The organism is Streptomyces sp. NPDC001204 (assembly GCF_053598035.1).
Genome location: NZ_JBSFJL010000047.1, coordinates 41997 through 57884 on the forward strand (window position 1 = coordinate 41997; position 15888 = coordinate 57884).

Below are 15888 nucleotides of genomic sequence, written 5' to 3' on the forward strand. Positions count from 1 at the left end.
GAATCGAGGGTAGCCAGCGGGACCCTTTCCTCATCCGGCCGGTGACCCGGAGGGCGATACGCGCCCGGAATCACCTATGTCTCAGGATCTTTTTGAGAGGATCAAAGATCTCCTTATAATCTGCATGCGCATGCCCCCCACAGAGAGGTCCCCCGTGAACACGCTCCTCGGACGCCGGGTCCGCATCCTGGCCGCCATCACCGCGACGGCCGGGGCGGTGCTCGTGGCAGGCTGCACGTCGAGCGGCAGCGGCGGCACGGGCAAGTCGGCCGACGGCGGGGTCGACCTCGTCAAGGCGGGCCGGCTCACGACCTGCACGCATCTGCCCTACCCGCCCTTCCAGTCGGAGATCGACGGCAAGGTCCAGGGCTTCGACGTCTCCCTGATCGACCTGGTCGCCAAGGACCTCGGGGTGAAGCAGCAGATCCTCGACACGCCCTTCGAGAACTTCAAGACCGGCGCGTTCCTCAACTCCGGCGAGTGCGATCTGGCCGCCGCGGGCATGACCATCACCGCCGAGCGCAAGAAGAACGTCGACTTCTCCGACCCGTACTTCGACGCCACCCAGGCCGTCCTGGTCGACAAGAAGAGCGGCATCACGTCCCTGGCCGATGTGAAGGCCAAGGGCAGGAAGCTCGGTGCCCAGGCGCAGACCACCGGGGAGGACTATGTACGGGGGCAGGGCTTCGACCCCGTCTCCTTCGAGTCCTCCGACGCCGTCCTCAACGGCCTGCGCACCGGACAGGTCCAGGCGGTCGTCATCGACTACCCGGTGGTCCAGGGCTGGCTCAAGGACAAGGCCAACGCCGACGCCTTCAAGGTGGTCGGCAACCTCGACACCGGTGAGCAGTACGGCTTCACGGTGAAGAAGGGCAACGCCGAACTCCTCGCCGCGGTCAACAAGGCGATCAAGGACGCGAAGGCCGACGGCACCTACAAGAAGCTGTACGAGCAGTGGATCGGCCCGTACACCCCGTCCGCCGCCTCGCCGTCCGCCTCATGAGCGACACCACCGGCACCGCCGGCGCCGAGGTCCGGCCCCGCAGAAGGCGTCTGACCAGGAGCCGGCGGCGCGCGCTCTCGCGCGGCGTCCAGTACGCCGTCTTCGTCGCCGCCGTGATCGCCTTCGCGGCCACGGCCGACTGGGGCCGGCTGCAGAACCAGTTCGCACAGGCGGACATCGCGCGGCGGATGTTCCCGGACGTCATCACCCTGGCGCTGAAGAACACCGTGCTGTTCACCCTGACCGGGTTCGTCGTCGGCCTGGTCCTCGGCATGGTCATCGCGCTGATGCGGCTGTCGTCCGTGGGCCCCTACCGCTGGGTCGCCGGGGTCTACATCGAGATCTTCCGCGGTCTGCCCGCACTGCTGATCTTCATCTTCGTCGGTGTGGCCGTGCCACTGGCCTTCCCCGGCACGGAGATCATCGGGGGAACGTACGGCAAGGTGGCCCTCGCGCTCGGACTGGTCTCGGCCGCGTACATGGCGGAGACGATCCGCGCGGGCATCCAGGCCGTGCCCAAGGGACAGATGGAGGCGGCCCGTTCGCTGGGCTTCTCGCCGGCCCGGGCCATGATCTCCATCATCGTTCCGCAGGCGTTCCGGATCATCCTCCCGCCGCTCACCAACGAACTGGTCCTGCTCTTCAAGGACTCCTCGCTGGTGCTGTTCCTCGGCGTCACGCTGGAGGAGCGCGAACTGTCCAAGTTCGGCCGGGATCTGGCCAGCCAGACCGCCAACTCCACGCCGATCCTGGTCGCGGGCCTGTGCTATCTGCTGGTCACGATCCCGCTCGGATTCGTGGTGCGCCGCATGGAGGCCAAGGCCCAGGGAGCCGTCAAGTGAGCATTTCCCCCGAGATACTCGTCCGCGGTCTGCACAAGTCCTTCGGGGACAACGAGGTGCTGCGCGGCATCGACCTGGAGATCGGCCAGGGCGAGGTGGTCTGTGTCATCGGCCCCTCCGGCTCCGGCAAGTCGACCCTGCTGCGCTGTGTGAACCTCCTGGAGGAGCCCACCGAGGGACAGGTCTTCGTCGGCGGCACCGAGGTAACCGACCCCGATGTGGACATCGACGCCGTACGTCGCCGTATCGGCATGGTGTTCCAGCAGTTCAACCTCTTCCCGCACCTCACGGTGACCGAGAACCTCACACTGCCGCAGCGCCGGGTCCTCGGCCGGGGCAAGGCGCGGGCCGCGGAGATCGCCGCTGAGAACCTGGAGCGCGTGGGCCTGTCCGAGAAGGCGCACGCCTATCCCTCCTCCCTCTCGGGCGGTCAGCAGCAGCGCGTCGCCATCGCCCGCGCGCTCGCCATGGGCCCCGAGGTGATGCTCTTCGACGAGCCGACCTCGGCGCTCGACCCCGAGCTGGTGGGCGACGTCCTCGCCGTGATGCGCATGCTCGCCGACGAGGGCATGACGATGATGGTCGTCACCCATGAGATGAGCTTCGCGCGGGAGGTCGCCGACCGGGTCGTCTTCATGGACGGCGGGGTGATCGTCGAGGACGGCACACCGGACCGGGTCATCGGGAACCCCGCTCACGAACGCACCCGGCACTTTCTGTCCCGGCTCCTGGACCCCGCGAAGGCGCAGGTCGAGGAGGAGAAGGCGGACCGGGCGGGCGAGAGCGGGTAGCACCGAGTCAAGGTGCGGTGCATGCGCGATCGCGCGGTGCCGCACGTGAAGGGTCGGATGCTCGTCGAACCGCGGCAGGTCCGTGACGAGCCGTGGGTGGTCGGCGGCCGGATCTCGTACGACCGGCCCGTCGGCGCCCGTGACATCCGTAGCCGTAGCGCTATGTCTACGGGACGTCCTTGACGAACACGATCGCGTCGCTGTCCGCCAATTGGGCCGGGTCGAGTGGGGAGTAGCCGAACCAGGGGGATACGCGGGGCGCGGGCCGGGTGTCGCCAAGGGCGGTGGCCAGCAGCGGGGCGTCGATGACGCAGCGGTCCTCCGGGAGCGCGTACAGGAGCCCTTCGACGGTGTCCGCGGGCGGGGCGTCCACGCCCTGGTGCCGGATGGTGCCGAGAGCCGTGGCCACGAAGGCGTACTCCTCGCCCAGTTGGGCGCTCACCAGCGCACCGGCGCTCCACCACTCCACCGGCCCCTGCCACATCCGCATCGTGCTCTTCTCCCGCTGGAGGTGGGAGTTGTGGGCGTGGACGAGTGCCGGGCCGCGAGCGGCGACGGCAAGGAGGTTGTGGGCCATCATCACATCCCGCAGCGCGCACAGCCGTGTCATGCGGGCCGGTGAGGTGTCGGCCATCCAGTGGTGGTAGCGCAGCAGGCCGGTGGCGGTGCGCCCGTACAGGCGTGCCCGGTCCCAGTCGTCGTGCGAGGTCGCCGCGAGCAGGTGGGGTGTCTGCGCGTCGAACAGCGCCATCAGATCGTCGGCGAGCAGCCGTAGCTGCCCGGCCTCGGCCGACTGCCCCACGGAGTGGGCCGGTTCCATCATCGCGGCGGGATCGGTCCACCGGTCGTCGGCGCCGAGCAGGCGGTCGAGTGTTTCCGCGGTGCAGGGGAGCAGGTCCGCGTCCACCCCAACCGAGAGATAGTTGTGGAGCGCGGTGAGGGCCTGCCGGGGGCTCGCGGCGCCGGTGATTTCCAGCGGGCCGTCGAAACCGGCGAAGCGGAGCCGTTCGGACGCGGGCCGGCCGTCGTTGTAGGCGCGCATCCAGCGCACCAGCTCGCGGTTGGCCTCAAAGGTGCCCCAGCCGTGGCTGAATCCGCGTTCCATGGCCTCGTCGAGGGTCCCCGTTCCCGAGGTGACGTGGTCGTCAACGACCAGGCCCTTCAGGCAGTCGCTCTCGATCGCGATCGTCCGGTACCCCTCCTGCTCGACGAGCTCCTGGAAGAGCTCGTTGCGCAGGGTGAGCAGAGTGTCCTCGCCGTGGGTGGGCTCGCCCAGGGCGAGCAGCCGCGGCCGGGCCGGGAGCAGTCTCATGACGGCCGCCGCCTCGACGGCATGGGCGGTGTCCTTGATGTCGGTAGCCATGCCTTCAACGGTATCGTTGAAGTCTCGGTTGAAACTTTTCCTCGATATCGTCGGCTCCATGGGGAGAAACTCTCAAAACGGTGAGCGGCTCAGGCCGGTTGATCTGGCACGCGGGCACGGTCTGTCCACGCAGGCGATCAGGAACTACGAGGAAGCCGGCATCCTCCCGACCGCCGGTCGCACACCCCACGGCTACCGCACGTACACCTCGCTGCACGTGGGGGCCCTGCGCGCGTTTGTTGCCCTGGTGCCCGGCCACGGCCACCGGACGGCGACGTCGATCATGCGGGCGGTGAACGAGGGCGCGGCCGACGAGGCGTTCCGTCTCATCGACGAGAGCCACGCACAGCTCCTCGACGACCGGCGGACCCTGCGAGCCGTGGAGCGCGCCCTCCGTGACCTGGAGCCCACCACGGCGTCCGAGCCGACCGCGGTGTCCGGACCCGGCGGCACGTTCATCGGACCGCTGGCGGAAAAGCTCGGCATCCGGCCCGCGACGCTGCGCACATGGGAGCGTGCCGGGCTGGTGCGCCCGCGCCGCGACCCGCGGACCGGGTACCGCGTCTACGACGAGGCCGACGTACGGGACGCCCGGCTGACCCACCAACTCAGGCGCGGCGGCTACCTGTTGGAGCAGATCGCCCCGCTGATCGCCCAGGTGCGGGCGGCCGGCGGGCTGGAGCCACTGGAGGCCGCACTGAGCGACTGGCATGGCCGGCTGTCCGCCCGCGGGCGGGCGATGCTGACCGGGGCCGCCGAGCTGGAGGCGTACCTCCGCAAGCACGGATGAGACTACGGCCGCCAGTCGAAGAGAGACACGCAGGGCAGACGTACCCGGGCGTGCAACGTCGCGGGGACGGCCCTGGTCTGTCGCTGCGTCCCCGAACTGGGTAGCTCAAGTCCGCCCAGGTTCTGGGGCGTTGCACGCCCGGGTGCTTCCGCGGGAACGGCGCCGGCCGGGTCCGCCGCGGTTGTCACCTCTGCGGCTCGATAAGGATCTTCCCTGCGGTTCCGGCTGCCGGGTCTTTGAGGTGGCCGACGAGTTCGCTGAGCCCGATGCGTTTCCCGACGGCCGTGCGCAGGCGTCCGCGGCGCAGGCTCTCGAAGACCGGTGCGAACAGCCTGGACAGGTGCTGCCCGCCGTCCTTCTGAACGATGTCGCGCAGACGGAAGAGTTCCACGCGTACGTCCCTGCGGCCGGTGAGGCACTCCACCGAGAGCGGCGTTCCCGACAGCAGGCCGTAGTGGACGAACACGCCACCGCCGGCCGTCAGCGTGAACAGCTCTTCGCCCACACCGCCACCGACGCAGTCGAAGGCCACATCGACGCCGTGGGGGCCGATCGCCGACCGCAGCTCTTCGCGCCACCCGGGCTCGTTCGTCCGGATCACGGCCCGCCACCGGGACGGCTCGGCCACAGTCCGCCCCGGCGTTCCCCGCACGACCCCGACCGGTGTGACACCGCGATCGGTCAGGAGTTCCGCCAGGTGTCGCCCGATGGCCGATGTCGCCGCTGTGACCACCACATTCCGCACGCCCGGCCGGCAGAACCGCTCGACCATCATGACGGCCGTCAGGGGATTGATGTAGGCGAAGCAGGCGACCTCATCAGGAAGATCGTCCGGCACAGGAACGCACCAGGAATAGTCGAGTCGCTTGTACTGCTGCCAGGCCCCGGCAGAACCCAGCGGCAGGACACGCCGGCCCACCGACGCAGCAGGCACCCCCGGACCAACAGCGTCGATCACACCCACGCCCTCGAACCCCGGAACCATGGGAAACGAAGTCCGCGACCCGTAGGCACCCGAGACGGTGATCTCGTCCGAGGGGTTGACGGTCGACGCGACCATGCGCACCACGACCTCACCCGTGCCAGGAGCCGCAGGCCCGTCCACGTCACGCAGGGCCAGGGCCTCGGCGAGCGGTCCGGGCGAACCGGCAACGACAGCCAGCACCAACAGCCTCCCTACCGTGTGCACCCATCAAGACACCTCATCCTACGAACGAACCTCGACGACACGAACTCAACTGTTGATCAACTTCAGTGGCGCAGATCAATCCTCGATGGCACAGGAATCGTCATCACACACGAGGAGCCCGTGCGGCCCTGTTCACGTCACACTCTGCCCCCGCGGACGGCCCGCCTATTGCTGGTGTCCGTCCGCCAGCGCCGCCGCAGTGGCGCGGGCGAAGCCTTCCGGATTGTCCAGCATGATGTTGTGCCCGCAGTCCGGGATCGGGACCACGGCCACCCCGGCTTCGGTGAGCGCACCAGCGCCCGGGAGCGGGCCGTCGGCCTCGGGAAGCAGGTAGGTGCGGGGAATCTTCAGGTCCAGCAGAAGCTCGCGCATGGTGGGGACGGTCCCGCGGGTGAGGTGGACCGCGCTGCGATGCAGCGCCTCCCGGCCGGCCAGCCGCATCGTGGACCACCAGTGGGAACCGGCCCGGTCACGGATGTCTTCCCAGCCGCCCGCCAGGAACTCCTGCTCGGAATACGCGGCGATCCCGCTGCTGCCTGCGGAGGTGGGGCTGGGCGGGATCGGGTCGAGGTTGGCGTCGACCAGGACCAGGCGGGAGACCAGCTGGGGATGCCGGGTGGCCAGGACGATGGCCACCGAGCCACCCATGCTGTGCGCGATCACCTCGGCGCCGGCAACACCGGCGGAGGTCAGGGCCGCGGCGAGGGCATCGGCGTGCGATTCCAGGGTGTAGTCGAAGCCCGCCGGCCGGTCGCTGATGCCGTGCCCGAGCAAGTCGACCAGCAGTGAACGGCTGCCGGCCAGCAGAGCATGGACCGCGACCTCCGTGAAGTAGGCCGGCGACGTGGCACCCAGGCCATGGACGTAGACGCGTGACGGTTCCTGCCCCGGCAGCTCGACCCAGCGGATCCGGTCCCCCTCAGGCGTCACGGCAGCGTTGCGCACAGTCTGCTCCCTCCACTCCGGACCGACGGAGAGATGAGAGTAGCCACCGGAACTCGACGCACCACCACCGCCCCGTCGTCAGCGCCGGGCCAGCGCCAGCACGCTCAGACCGAACATCAAGACGCCCAGGGGGAGATGGACCGACGGTACGTGCGCGATGCCGAGCACGACCTGGACCGAGGCGAGTACGAGGAAACCTGACGCGTGCCAGATCGGCCGGGGCGAGCCACCGCCCGGCTTCCACGCCAGCACCGCCGCGAGCACATACAGCATCGACGCCCCGTACATCACACGGGCTCCGACACTGTGGAGCGTCTCTCCGTAGGACGAGGTCAGCAGCAGTCCGGCGGAGACCGCCTGAAGGAAGATGGTCAAGGTCTGCAGCGCGATCGCGATCTGCAGGAACGAGGGGCTGCGCCTTGCGTTCTCCGTCACCTGAGTGGCCATGTCGCAGTTCTCTTTTCCGCCCTCGGGCAGTAGATCGATAAGGTCTCACCAGGCCGACGACACGGGCCTGCGAAAGGTAAGGCGAGGGGGCGGCCGGAAGCATGGGGACTGTCGGGACCAGCACAGATGAGATAGCCGGCGAACGACGCCAACTGATCAATGTCGCTTACCGGTTGCTCGGTTCGGTCACCGAGGCGGAGGACGCCGTACAGGATGCCTACGCACGCTGGTACGGACTGCCACGAAGCCGGCAGGAGGAGATCCTGTCCCCCGGCGCCTGGCTGACGACGGTGACCAGCCGCATCTGCCTGGACGTGCTCGGCTCGGCGCGGGCCCGCCGTGAACGCTACGTCGGCGCGTGGCTGCCCGAGCCGCTGCCCGACCGCACCGAGTGGGACGACTCAGGCGGCGCCGACCTCACCGGCCCTGCAGACCCCGCCGACCAGATCGTCCTGGACGAGTCGGTGGCCATGGCCTTCCTCGTCGTCCTGGAGACGATGACGCCCGCCGAGCGGGTGGCGTTCGTCCTGCACGACGTCTTCCGGTACCCGTTCGCCGAGATCGCCGACGTTCTCGACCGGACCCCTGCGGCCTGCAAGCAGCTGGCGGCCTCCGCCAGACGGCGGGTGAGCATCGCACGCACCCCGGTGACGGCGACCGGCCAGACCGACGTGGTGAGGCACGTCAAAGAGGCCTGGGAGACCAAGGACATCGCAGCCCTCGTCGGTCTCCTCAACCCGGCCGCCGTGATGACCGCCGACGGCGGCGGCTTGGTCGGCACCGTCCTGCGCCCGGTCGAGGGCGGCGCACGCATCGCCGAGTACATGGTCGCCATTGCCGAGAAGGCTCCGGGGCTCGAACTCCTGGAGCGGTCGGTCAACGGTGCGCCGGGCCTGGTGGCCCAACGCGCCGGCGTCGTCTTGACCGTGGCCTCGTTCGACGTCTCCGACGGGCGCGTCACCCGGATCTGGGCGGTGCGCAACCCGGAGAAGCTACGGCCGTGGGCGCGGGAAGGTTAGGGGACGTCTTGTCGATCACTGGCGGAGCCAAGGTGCCCGGGCCGCGCCCGGCCTTTTCGTGATCGATCTCGACGGAGCGGTGATCGGCGGGATCACGCTCGATCGGCGCGACGCAGAGCGTTGATTGTGGCTCTGCCGACCTGTGCTTCCATACCGAAATGAACATCGAGAGCTCCGGGGCTGGTGTGGAACGGTCAGATCTCCAGATCCGGCCGAGGACTGACAGCGCTGTCGAGACGTGTGTGCGGCTTCTCGAGGAAGTCCATCAATGTGACGGTTACCCGGTGAACTGGCCCGACCAGCCTGATGAGTGGCTGTCGCAAGCTTCCCTGCTGGAGGCCTGGGTCGCTGAACTTGGCGGCCGTCTCGTTGGCCACGTCAGCTTGTCCCGCAACAGTGAAGGAGATCTGGCCCCCGGCTTGTGGAGCGAGCGGAACGGGACGAACAAGGCCCTGACTGCAGTAGTCAGCCGGCTGTTCGTCGCCCCGCAGGCCAGAGGGTATGGCATCGGTGCACTGCTGGTCGGCCAAGCTGTGGAGGAGGCACGACGTCGTGGCCTGCATCCGGTGCTCGACGTCGTGGCATCCGATACCGCCGCAGCAGCCCTGTACGAGCGGCTGGGCTGGGAGCTTTTGGCCACGGTCGAGCAACGATGGGGCCCGTCTCAACTGGTGGCGGTTCACTGTTATGCGGCGGCATCGTGATGTGGCCGATCACAGCGACTCGTTGACGCACTCGACCGCGTGCCGAGCCTTGTAGTCCTCCGGGTCGGACTCCGACGGACGGCCACCGCGGGAGGCCGGGGTTCGGGAGCTGACCGCGGTAGGTGCCGAGCCGCCGTTCGGTGGTGGAGAGTGTCGTATCGGGCACGGAATGGTTGCGGCGCGGAGTTCTCGCGGCGGGGACGTCGGGTTTCGGGCAGCATGACGAGGCATGGGCAGAGACCGTTACGTCGACTTCTTGCGCGCGTGGGCGATCGTCCTGGTGGTGCTCGGCCACTGGCTGATCACCGGCTTGGTCAGGGAGAGCGACGGACGGATCACCGCGCCTGAGCTGTTGGCGACAGTTCCTTGGACCCAGTGGCTGACTCTGGGCTTTCAGATCATGCCGCTGTTCTTCCTGGCCGGCGGCCACGCCGCGGGGGGCTCCTGGTCGCGGGCCCGCGCGGCGGGTGGTTCCGCGACTGGCTGGGTGGGGCAGCGTGCCTTGCGGCTGTTGCTTCCGACGGGCGCCTACAGCGGTCTTGTGCTGCTCGCCGTCGGCATTTGTGCGGCGGTCGGTGTGGACCCGGGCACGCTTGCACTCGTGGGCTGGGCGATGGCCATGCAGTTGGCCCAGGTCGGCGTGTGTCTTCTCGTCGCGCGGGCTGTGCGGAGGCTTCTGGACCGCGAGTGGGTGTGGCGTCTGGTGCAGCCGGTCGGTGGAGCGAGCATGACGCTGTATCTCTGGCACATGCTGCCGGTGCTGGTCGTGGCCGCCGCGTTCTACCTGACCGCCCTCGCACCCGAGCCCGCCTTCGGGTCCGCTGGATGGTGGGCGCTGCGGGTGCCGTGGCTGCTGGTGCTCGGGCTCGTTCTCGCCGGCTTCGTGGCGGCACTGCGACCGCTGGAACGGAAGCTGGCCGCACTGTACGAGCGGACCCGTCCGGACGCCGACCGGCGCCGCTCCTGGATGCCGTGGCTCGGCCTCGCCGCGAGCGTCGCCGCCCTGTCCCGCTTCGCCGTGCGGGGTTTCGCGTACGATGGGCGGTTCCCGTTCCTGCCCTCGCTGGGCCTGGCCCTGGGCATCGGTCTGTTGCTGCTGCCGGGCCGGACATCACCGGATCATCCCGCGCAGCGCGAGGACGCCCTGGAGGAGGCTGCCTGAGCCGGGGCACGGGAGCCCCCTGTATCTGGGGTCTCAGCCGGTGGTTGCCCCGAGCTTTGTCGACGACGGCGTGTGGGAGGCGGCCACGGACGCCGTGACGTCCTTGCGGGGCAGGGCCGCGGGGCACCCTGCCGGCCGCGCACCGCCGCCGGATCGGTACGCCAAGGATGTCCCGTGCCCCGGGGCCCGTTCCGACAGGCCGTAGCTGGTACTGCGCCGGCTCCCGGAACGCGCAGGCCACGCACTGCCTGCCTGGCCTGCGATGAGGGGACTTGATTTGAGGCGCTGACGTGGGCAGCGGGCCCCATCCAGGCTGTCGATGTGTCACCCGCCGTCTGGGTACGAGCTTGTCAGCTGGGTGGCCGTGTGACCTGCGCCGATACCGCGGGCTGGACGGATCACGCGAGCATTCCCCGACCGGGTGAGGAAGCGTCATGGGCCCCGGCCTTGGGGCTCTCACCCGCTTGACCACGGGACGGTGGCCCGGTCCACATCGGATGACGGCCGGATGGGGCGCGAGGCGCTGGCAGGGCGGGGTCGCCGTGATCCGGTACGTGGCCCGCCTGTCCCGAGATCTGATGTCGTCCGCGGCGGCATATCCAGGCGACCCGCTGCCGCACGGGTGAGCAGGCGTCAGAGATCACCTTGAAGGCCTAATGCCTCATCAAGCTGCCTGATATGCAAAGAAAATTGACGGCTCATCAGCAATCGGTGAGCCGGGTCTGGGGGTGCTCTGGGTACCCCGTTCGGCTCCCCCGCACCAGCCCTTCCGATGCGCCCGAAATGACAGCTTTGGGGGTGGTCATTACGTTCAATCACACGTCGGCTTTCACAGCCGGCCCCTCAGAGAGAGGAGCAAGACATCATGATCATGACCCGTTCCACCGCCGTCACCGCGGCCATCTCCGCCGCTTCCGCACTCGCCGCGACCGGCATCACCTACGCCGCCGCCACCCCCGCATCGGTCCCCCAGACGGTCCCGGCCGTCGCCCAGCAGGCACCCGCTCCGGACTACGCCCCGATGGGCGGCGAGGGCGGACAGGGCAAGGGCAACGAGGGCGGCGGCCGCGGCGGCGAAGGCGGCGAAGGCGGCGAGCGCGGTGAGCGTGGCGAGCACGGCAAGCGCCGCCACCACGAGTTCGGCAGGATCTTCATCAACGAGCGGACGTACTCAGCCGCTCCGGACGGCTGCATCACCGTGGTCAGCGGCCTGGGCTCCAAGAGCCTCAACATCCGCAACGAGAGCAAGCGGACCGTCGAGGTCTTCCGCGGCGCGACCTGCGACAACGGCGCCCCCCTCGCCACCGTCGGCCCCCGCAGCGAGGCCAACGGCGTCAAGGTGCACCACACCAAGGGCGTCCACGTCAAGGACGGAATCGTGGCCAGCATCCGAGTGGTCGGTCACCACAAGGGCGACTTCGACTTCGACGACTTCGGCTTCGACGAGTTCTAAACCCAACCGCAACAAGCGAACCATCTAGAATCCCGGCCCGCCGCAATCGGGCCGGGATTCTGGTCTCCGTCCCCCGGGCACCGGCACGTGGCGCCGACATCCGACCGCTGCTTCACGGTCCAGGCGCCTTTCACGCCATAGTAAACCGGCCGGAAGGCACTGCGAGGCTGCCCGCGCCCGCCACCTCCCGCCTCATCGGTTCACCCTCAAGCAGACTCCCGCTGAAACACCCCCAGTTGGCGGTGTTCTCCAAAAGCGTCCACTGCTCTCCCCCGCGGCGCCGGGTGAGCCCGAACGGGTGACGAAAGGCAAACGCCGCTCACCCGGTACCCCTCCCCCGGCCCTCCGCATATCACTGCCGACCGGGGAGCCGGCCTGGGCCGGTCATGATCGAGCAGACCACGCGGCAGTATCCGCCCGGGGGGCTGGGCTTCAGACAGCGGCCCGGCCAGGGCCTGCGCCCGCTGCGCGATCCGGACGCCCCAAGCGACGACGACGGCGAAGAGAAGTAGGGGCCTGGGGGCAATGAATGCAGCGTTGGACTCTCCCACCGTGGGCGAATCCACCATGATGGCGTGCAAGACGAACTGCCCGTACTTGAGGCCTACCCCATCGGGCCGGCAGAGGCACCACAAGAAGAACTGATGGCGCGGCTGATCATCTCCATCCAGGAAAGCATGGCATGACCACGGTGATAGACCCTGATGCCCGCGGTACTCAGCACTGCGAGACGACAGCTCTGGGGGTGTTGCTCCGCCACCAGGGACTCGATCTGACCGAGCCCATGCTCTTCGGCCTCGGCTCCGGCCTGTCCTTCATCTACTGGGACAGCAAGAGCATGGGCTTCCCCTTCCTCGGGGGACGGGTCAAGCCCTTCGACCTCACCAGAAACCTCACCACCAGACTCGGGCTGGAGCTCCTGGTCCAGGAGACCACCTCCCCTCGCAGGGCGTGGGAGAACGTGGTGGCCCCCATCGACGCCGGCCACCCCGTCGGACTGCAGCTCGACAGCTACCACCTGGACTACTTCACCTCGAAGGTGCACTTCGGCGGTCATGTTGTCGCCATGTACGGCTACGACGACCGCGACGCCTACCTGGTGGACACAGACCAGCAAGGCGGAACGGTATCCACCAGCCTGACCAGCCTCGCCCAGGCCAGGGCCGCACGGGGCCCGATGACCGCCAAGCACCGGTCATTCACCCTCACCGCTCCGAGGAACCTGCCCTCCCCACGGGGCCAGATCATTCCCGCCATCACCGCCTGCGCCGACGCCTTCCTCAACCCGCCCATCGCCAACCTCGGCCACCGAGGCATCGAAAAGGCCGGCAAGCTGGTACGCACATGGCTGCAGCGGACCGACAACCCGCAGCGGGACCTACCGCAGGCTGCCCTCCTGATGGAGAAGGCCGGCACAGGCGGCGCCCTGTTCCGTAACTTCTACCGCGACTTCCTGGCCGAATGCACCGAACAGTTCGACAGCGGCCACCTGCGCACCGGCCACCGGCTGTACACCGAGGCAGCCATGCTATGGACGGAAGTCGCAGCACTGATCACAAAGGCCGGTGCATCAGGCAACGCCCAGTGCCTCGCACAGGCGGGCACCATCCTCCGCGATCTTTCACGCATAGAGCACGAGGCCATGCAGGCGCTGAGCTGCCTCGGGGCAGAAGCCCAAACATGATCCACCCCTGACAAGCTTCAAAAACCTTCGTTGTCTGAAGATCGCGCTGCGCGGCCGCTCGAACCCCGCAGAGCCTTCAAAAAACCTGGGTCATTCGCCTTTCGGCGGCCCCTGAGACGCCTGCCCAACTTCGTCGACGGCGGCATCAACGGCTCCAGCCGGGCCTCCTGGCCGTCTGTCAGATCCCCGCGAGCCACTTGCGATCACTGCACGACCTTGATCAACATTTGGAATAGGCCCTCCGTTCTGTAATGACGAGTTGACCAGAGGCGACCGAGACAGACTCCGTCCGCCACTGCATAAGCGACCCGTCCTCGCCTCCTCCGTCAGGCGGATGCCGTGTCCATGGCCATCGCGCCGACCCCCGCCAGGGCTGCCGGGCCAACCTCGTCCTGGCTGACCTGAAGGTCCGCCAAGCCCTCGATACCGGTGGCGCCCACCACCGGTTCGAAGCCCTGCCCGCCTACGCAGCGCGCGAGCACGACACACATCTGGTCGAGGGAGTCGCTGCCACTGTGGCTGTGCACAGCGGCAGCGCGGTTCTCATTCAGCGGCTCCTCCGCCTACAAGCCCCACTCCCTAGCGGGGAGGCGATGCGGGAGCTTTTGACCTCCTGGCAGATGTGGCGTCCCATCAGTCCCGCCGCCCCGACCCGGCCCAGGCCGCCAATCGCGAGCATCGCCCCGCACACCGTGGTGGCTGAACGAAGCCTCCCGTTCTTCGACCCGGACCCGCTCCCGCGAAGAGGGATGCAGCAAGCCTGCGAAGCCCGCCCCGCGACCCGAACCCTGGTGCTGCCGCCTGCCACCTTGCGGCCCAAGCACTGGCAGACCCTGACGACCCGTGCCCCGGATCGGCATGCTCACGCCCGCCCGATCGCTGCACAGTCATGAGAACGACGTGCCGGACCCGTTCACCGGCGGGCGCCGACCTGGCCACGGTCACCGGCACCGCCGACACCGAAGCTCGCCGGGTGAGGGGTCGTCACCGGCCCGGCCTTCGGGCCCTTCGGACCTCACCCCCTTGACCACAGCACGATGGCCCAGCCCCCACCGGACGGCGGACCGCACGAGGCCCTGGCAGGGCAGGGCCTCCTTGATCCGGGCCCATGGCCCGTCCACCCCGAAATCCAGTGAGCCCTTCGCGCCGCTTTTCCAGGCGACCCGCTGCCGCACGGGTGATCAGGCATCAGAGATCACCTTGAAGGCCTAATCCCTCATCAATCTGCCCAGCATTTGCGACAGATTGACATGTCGTCAGCAGCTGGGAAGACGGGTCTGCGGGTGCTCTGGGTACCCCGTTCGGCCCCCTCGCACCAGCCATACCGATATGCACGAAATGACAGCTTTGGCGGCGATCAGTACGTTCATTCACACACCGGCTTCCAAAGCCGGCCTCTCTGAGAAGGAGCAAGACACCATGATCATGACCCGTTCCAAGGTCGTCACCGCGGCCGTCTCCGCCGCTGCCGCACTCGCCGTGACCGGCATCACCTACGCCACGGCCGCCCCCGCTCCCGAGGCGGCTCCGGCCGTCGCCAAGCAGGTCCCCGCCCCGGCCTACGCCCCGCTGGGTGGCGAGTCCGGACAGGGCAAGGGCAACGAGGGCGGTGGCCGCGGCGGCGAGGGCGGCGAGCGCGGCGAGGGTGGCGAGCGCGGCGAGGGTGGCAAGCGCCACCACGAGATCGGCAGGATCTTCATCAACGAGCGGTCGTTCTCCGCCGTGCCCGACGGCTGCATCACCGTGGTGAGCGGCCTGGGCTCCAAGAGCTTCAACATCCGCAACGACAGCAAGCGGACCGTCGAGTTCTTCCGCGGCGCGACCTGCGACAACGGCGCCCCCGTCGCCACCGTCGGCCCCCACAGCGAGGCCAACGGCGTCAAGGTGCACCACACCGAGGGCATCCACGTCAAGGAAGGAGTGGTGGGCAGCTTCCGGGTGGTCAAGCGCCACCACGGTGAAGACTTCGACTTCTAACCCAACCGCACCATGAGCACCATATAGAACCCCGGCCCGCCGTAATCGGGCCGGGGTTCTGGCCTCAAATCCCCAGGGCACCCGGTACGCGGCGCCCATCTGCCCCTTGCCCAACGGTCCAAAACCCGCGAGAAAGCGCTGCGAGGCCGCCCACTCCGACGTCCTCCCACACACCGGTTCACCCCCAAGGGGATTCCCGCTGGAACACAATCCAGTCGGCGGCGTTCCCCAGCAACGGCCACCGGCCCCGCCGCAGCAGCCGGGTGAGCCCGAACGGGTGACGAAAGCGCGGAACCCGCACATCCGGTGCGACTCCCGCCACCTGGCCCGTGACCGTAAGCAAAGCACATGGCGCCAGGACAAAGCGGCAAGCCACGCGACCACAGGGCACATTCCGCGCCCAAGACACAACGGGGTGACTCCCATGAACAACCGCCTGGTGGAGGACTCGAGCGACGACAGCTACGTCATGGACATCCTCGACATCACATGCACCCCGGCACTGCCACGCCTCGGAGA

At 68.5% G+C, this 15888-nt stretch carries 16 protein-coding genes; 11 read left to right on the plus strand and 5 right to left on the minus strand.

Features of this window, described 5'->3' with window-relative positions; translation table 11 throughout:
- Positions 1–154: 154 nt before the first annotated feature.
- The 3 genes from ACWC91_RS38510 to ACWC91_RS38520 are packed head-to-tail and all read left to right on the plus strand — an operon-like array spanning position 155 to position 2636.
- On the plus strand, positions 155–1003 hold the full coding sequence (locus ACWC91_RS38510) for a transporter substrate-binding domain-containing protein (RefSeq protein ID WP_450643823.1): 849 nt from the start codon (positions 155–157) through the stop codon (positions 1001–1003).
- Complete coding sequence (locus ACWC91_RS38515) at positions 1000–1845, plus strand: amino acid ABC transporter permease (RefSeq protein WP_225079898.1); 846 nt, start codon at positions 1000–1002, stop codon at positions 1843–1845. The genes ACWC91_RS38510 and ACWC91_RS38515 overlap by 4 nt, the downstream gene beginning before the upstream one ends.
- Positions 1842–2636 carry an amino acid ABC transporter ATP-binding protein gene (locus ACWC91_RS38520; protein WP_225079897.1) on the plus strand — a complete coding sequence of 265 codons (795 nt, stop codon included), beginning with the start codon at positions 1842–1844 and terminating at the stop codon, positions 2634–2636. Before ACWC91_RS38515 ends, ACWC91_RS38520 begins: the two co-directional genes overlap by 4 nt.
- A gap of 166 nt (positions 2637–2802) precedes the next feature.
- Here ACWC91_RS38520 and ACWC91_RS38525 read toward each other — a convergent pair whose 3' ends face one another.
- A complete protein-coding gene (locus ACWC91_RS38525) occupies positions 2803–3999 on the minus strand; it encodes an erythromycin esterase family protein (protein ID WP_225079896.1) in 1197 nt (398 codons plus the stop codon).
- A 58-nt stretch (positions 4000–4057) separates the two neighbouring features.
- Here ACWC91_RS38525 and ACWC91_RS38530 point away from each other — a divergent pair, with 58 nt between their 5' ends.
- The gene (locus tag ACWC91_RS38530; RefSeq protein WP_225079895.1) at positions 4058–4789 is read left to right on the plus strand and encodes a TioE family transcriptional regulator; all 732 of its coding nucleotides are present in this window, start codon (positions 4058–4060) and stop codon (positions 4787–4789) included.
- A 184-nt stretch (positions 4790–4973) separates the two neighbouring features.
- Here ACWC91_RS38530 and ACWC91_RS38535 read toward each other — a convergent pair whose 3' ends face one another.
- The 3 genes from ACWC91_RS38535 to ACWC91_RS38545 all read right to left on the minus strand — a co-directional run bounded on the left by ACWC91_RS38535 (position 4974) and on the right by ACWC91_RS38545 (position 7370).
- A complete protein-coding gene (locus tag ACWC91_RS38535) occupies positions 4974–5954 on the minus strand; it encodes a zinc-dependent alcohol dehydrogenase family protein (protein WP_225079935.1) in 981 nt (326 codons plus the stop codon).
- Between the two features lie 189 nt (positions 5955–6143).
- Positions 6144–6923 (minus strand): alpha/beta fold hydrolase, encoded by a 780-nt coding sequence (locus ACWC91_RS38540; RefSeq protein WP_450643818.1) that lies wholly within the window; start codon positions 6921–6923, stop codon positions 6144–6146.
- Positions 6924–7001: 78 nt separating this feature from the next.
- The gene (locus ACWC91_RS38545) at positions 7002–7370 is read right to left on the minus strand and encodes a hypothetical protein (protein ID WP_225079893.1); all 369 of its coding nucleotides are present in this window, start codon (positions 7368–7370) and stop codon (positions 7002–7004) included.
- Between the two features lie 101 nt (positions 7371–7471).
- Here ACWC91_RS38545 and sigJ point away from each other — a divergent pair, with 101 nt between their 5' ends.
- The 6 genes from sigJ to ACWC91_RS38575 all read left to right on the plus strand — a co-directional run bounded on the left by sigJ (position 7472) and on the right by ACWC91_RS38575 (position 13392).
- On the plus strand, positions 7472–8389 hold the full coding sequence (sigJ, locus tag ACWC91_RS38550) for an RNA polymerase sigma factor SigJ (RefSeq protein ID WP_450643819.1): 918 nt from the start codon (positions 7472–7474) through the stop codon (positions 8387–8389).
- Positions 8390–8547: 158 nt separating this feature from the next.
- Positions 8548–9093, plus strand: a complete 546-nt coding sequence (locus ACWC91_RS38555; RefSeq protein WP_450643820.1) for a GNAT family N-acetyltransferase — start codon at positions 8548–8550, stop codon at positions 9091–9093.
- A gap of 229 nt (positions 9094–9322) precedes the next feature.
- The gene (locus tag ACWC91_RS38560) at positions 9323–10255 is read left to right on the plus strand and encodes an acyltransferase family protein (protein ID WP_450643821.1); all 933 of its coding nucleotides are present in this window, start codon (positions 9323–9325) and stop codon (positions 10253–10255) included.
- 865 nt (positions 10256–11120) lie between these two features.
- Entirely contained in the window at positions 11121–11708 is a 588-nt protein-coding gene (locus ACWC91_RS38565) for a hypothetical protein (protein WP_225079889.1), read from the plus strand.
- Positions 11709–12094: 386 nt separating this feature from the next.
- Positions 12095–12220: a hypothetical protein gene (locus tag ACWC91_RS38570; RefSeq protein ID WP_263638651.1), complete on the plus strand. Its 126-nt coding sequence runs from the start codon at positions 12095–12097 to the stop codon at positions 12218–12220.
- A gap of 170 nt (positions 12221–12390) precedes the next feature.
- The gene (locus tag ACWC91_RS38575) at positions 12391–13392 is read left to right on the plus strand and encodes a BtrH N-terminal domain-containing protein (RefSeq protein ID WP_376503142.1); all 1002 of its coding nucleotides are present in this window, start codon (positions 12391–12393) and stop codon (positions 13390–13392) included.
- Positions 13393–13718: 326 nt separating this feature from the next.
- On the opposite strand, the gene ACWC91_RS38580 is transcribed toward ACWC91_RS38575, so the two are convergent.
- Entirely contained in the window at positions 13719–13919 is a 201-nt protein-coding gene (locus ACWC91_RS38580) for a hypothetical protein (protein WP_450643822.1), read from the minus strand.
- Positions 13920–14811: 892 nt separating this feature from the next.
- Between ACWC91_RS38580 and ACWC91_RS38585 the strand changes: the two genes are divergently transcribed.
- A complete protein-coding gene (locus ACWC91_RS38585) occupies positions 14812–15369 on the plus strand; it encodes a hypothetical protein (protein WP_376503139.1) in 558 nt (185 codons plus the stop codon).
- The last annotated feature ends 519 nt before the right edge of the window (positions 15370–15888 follow it).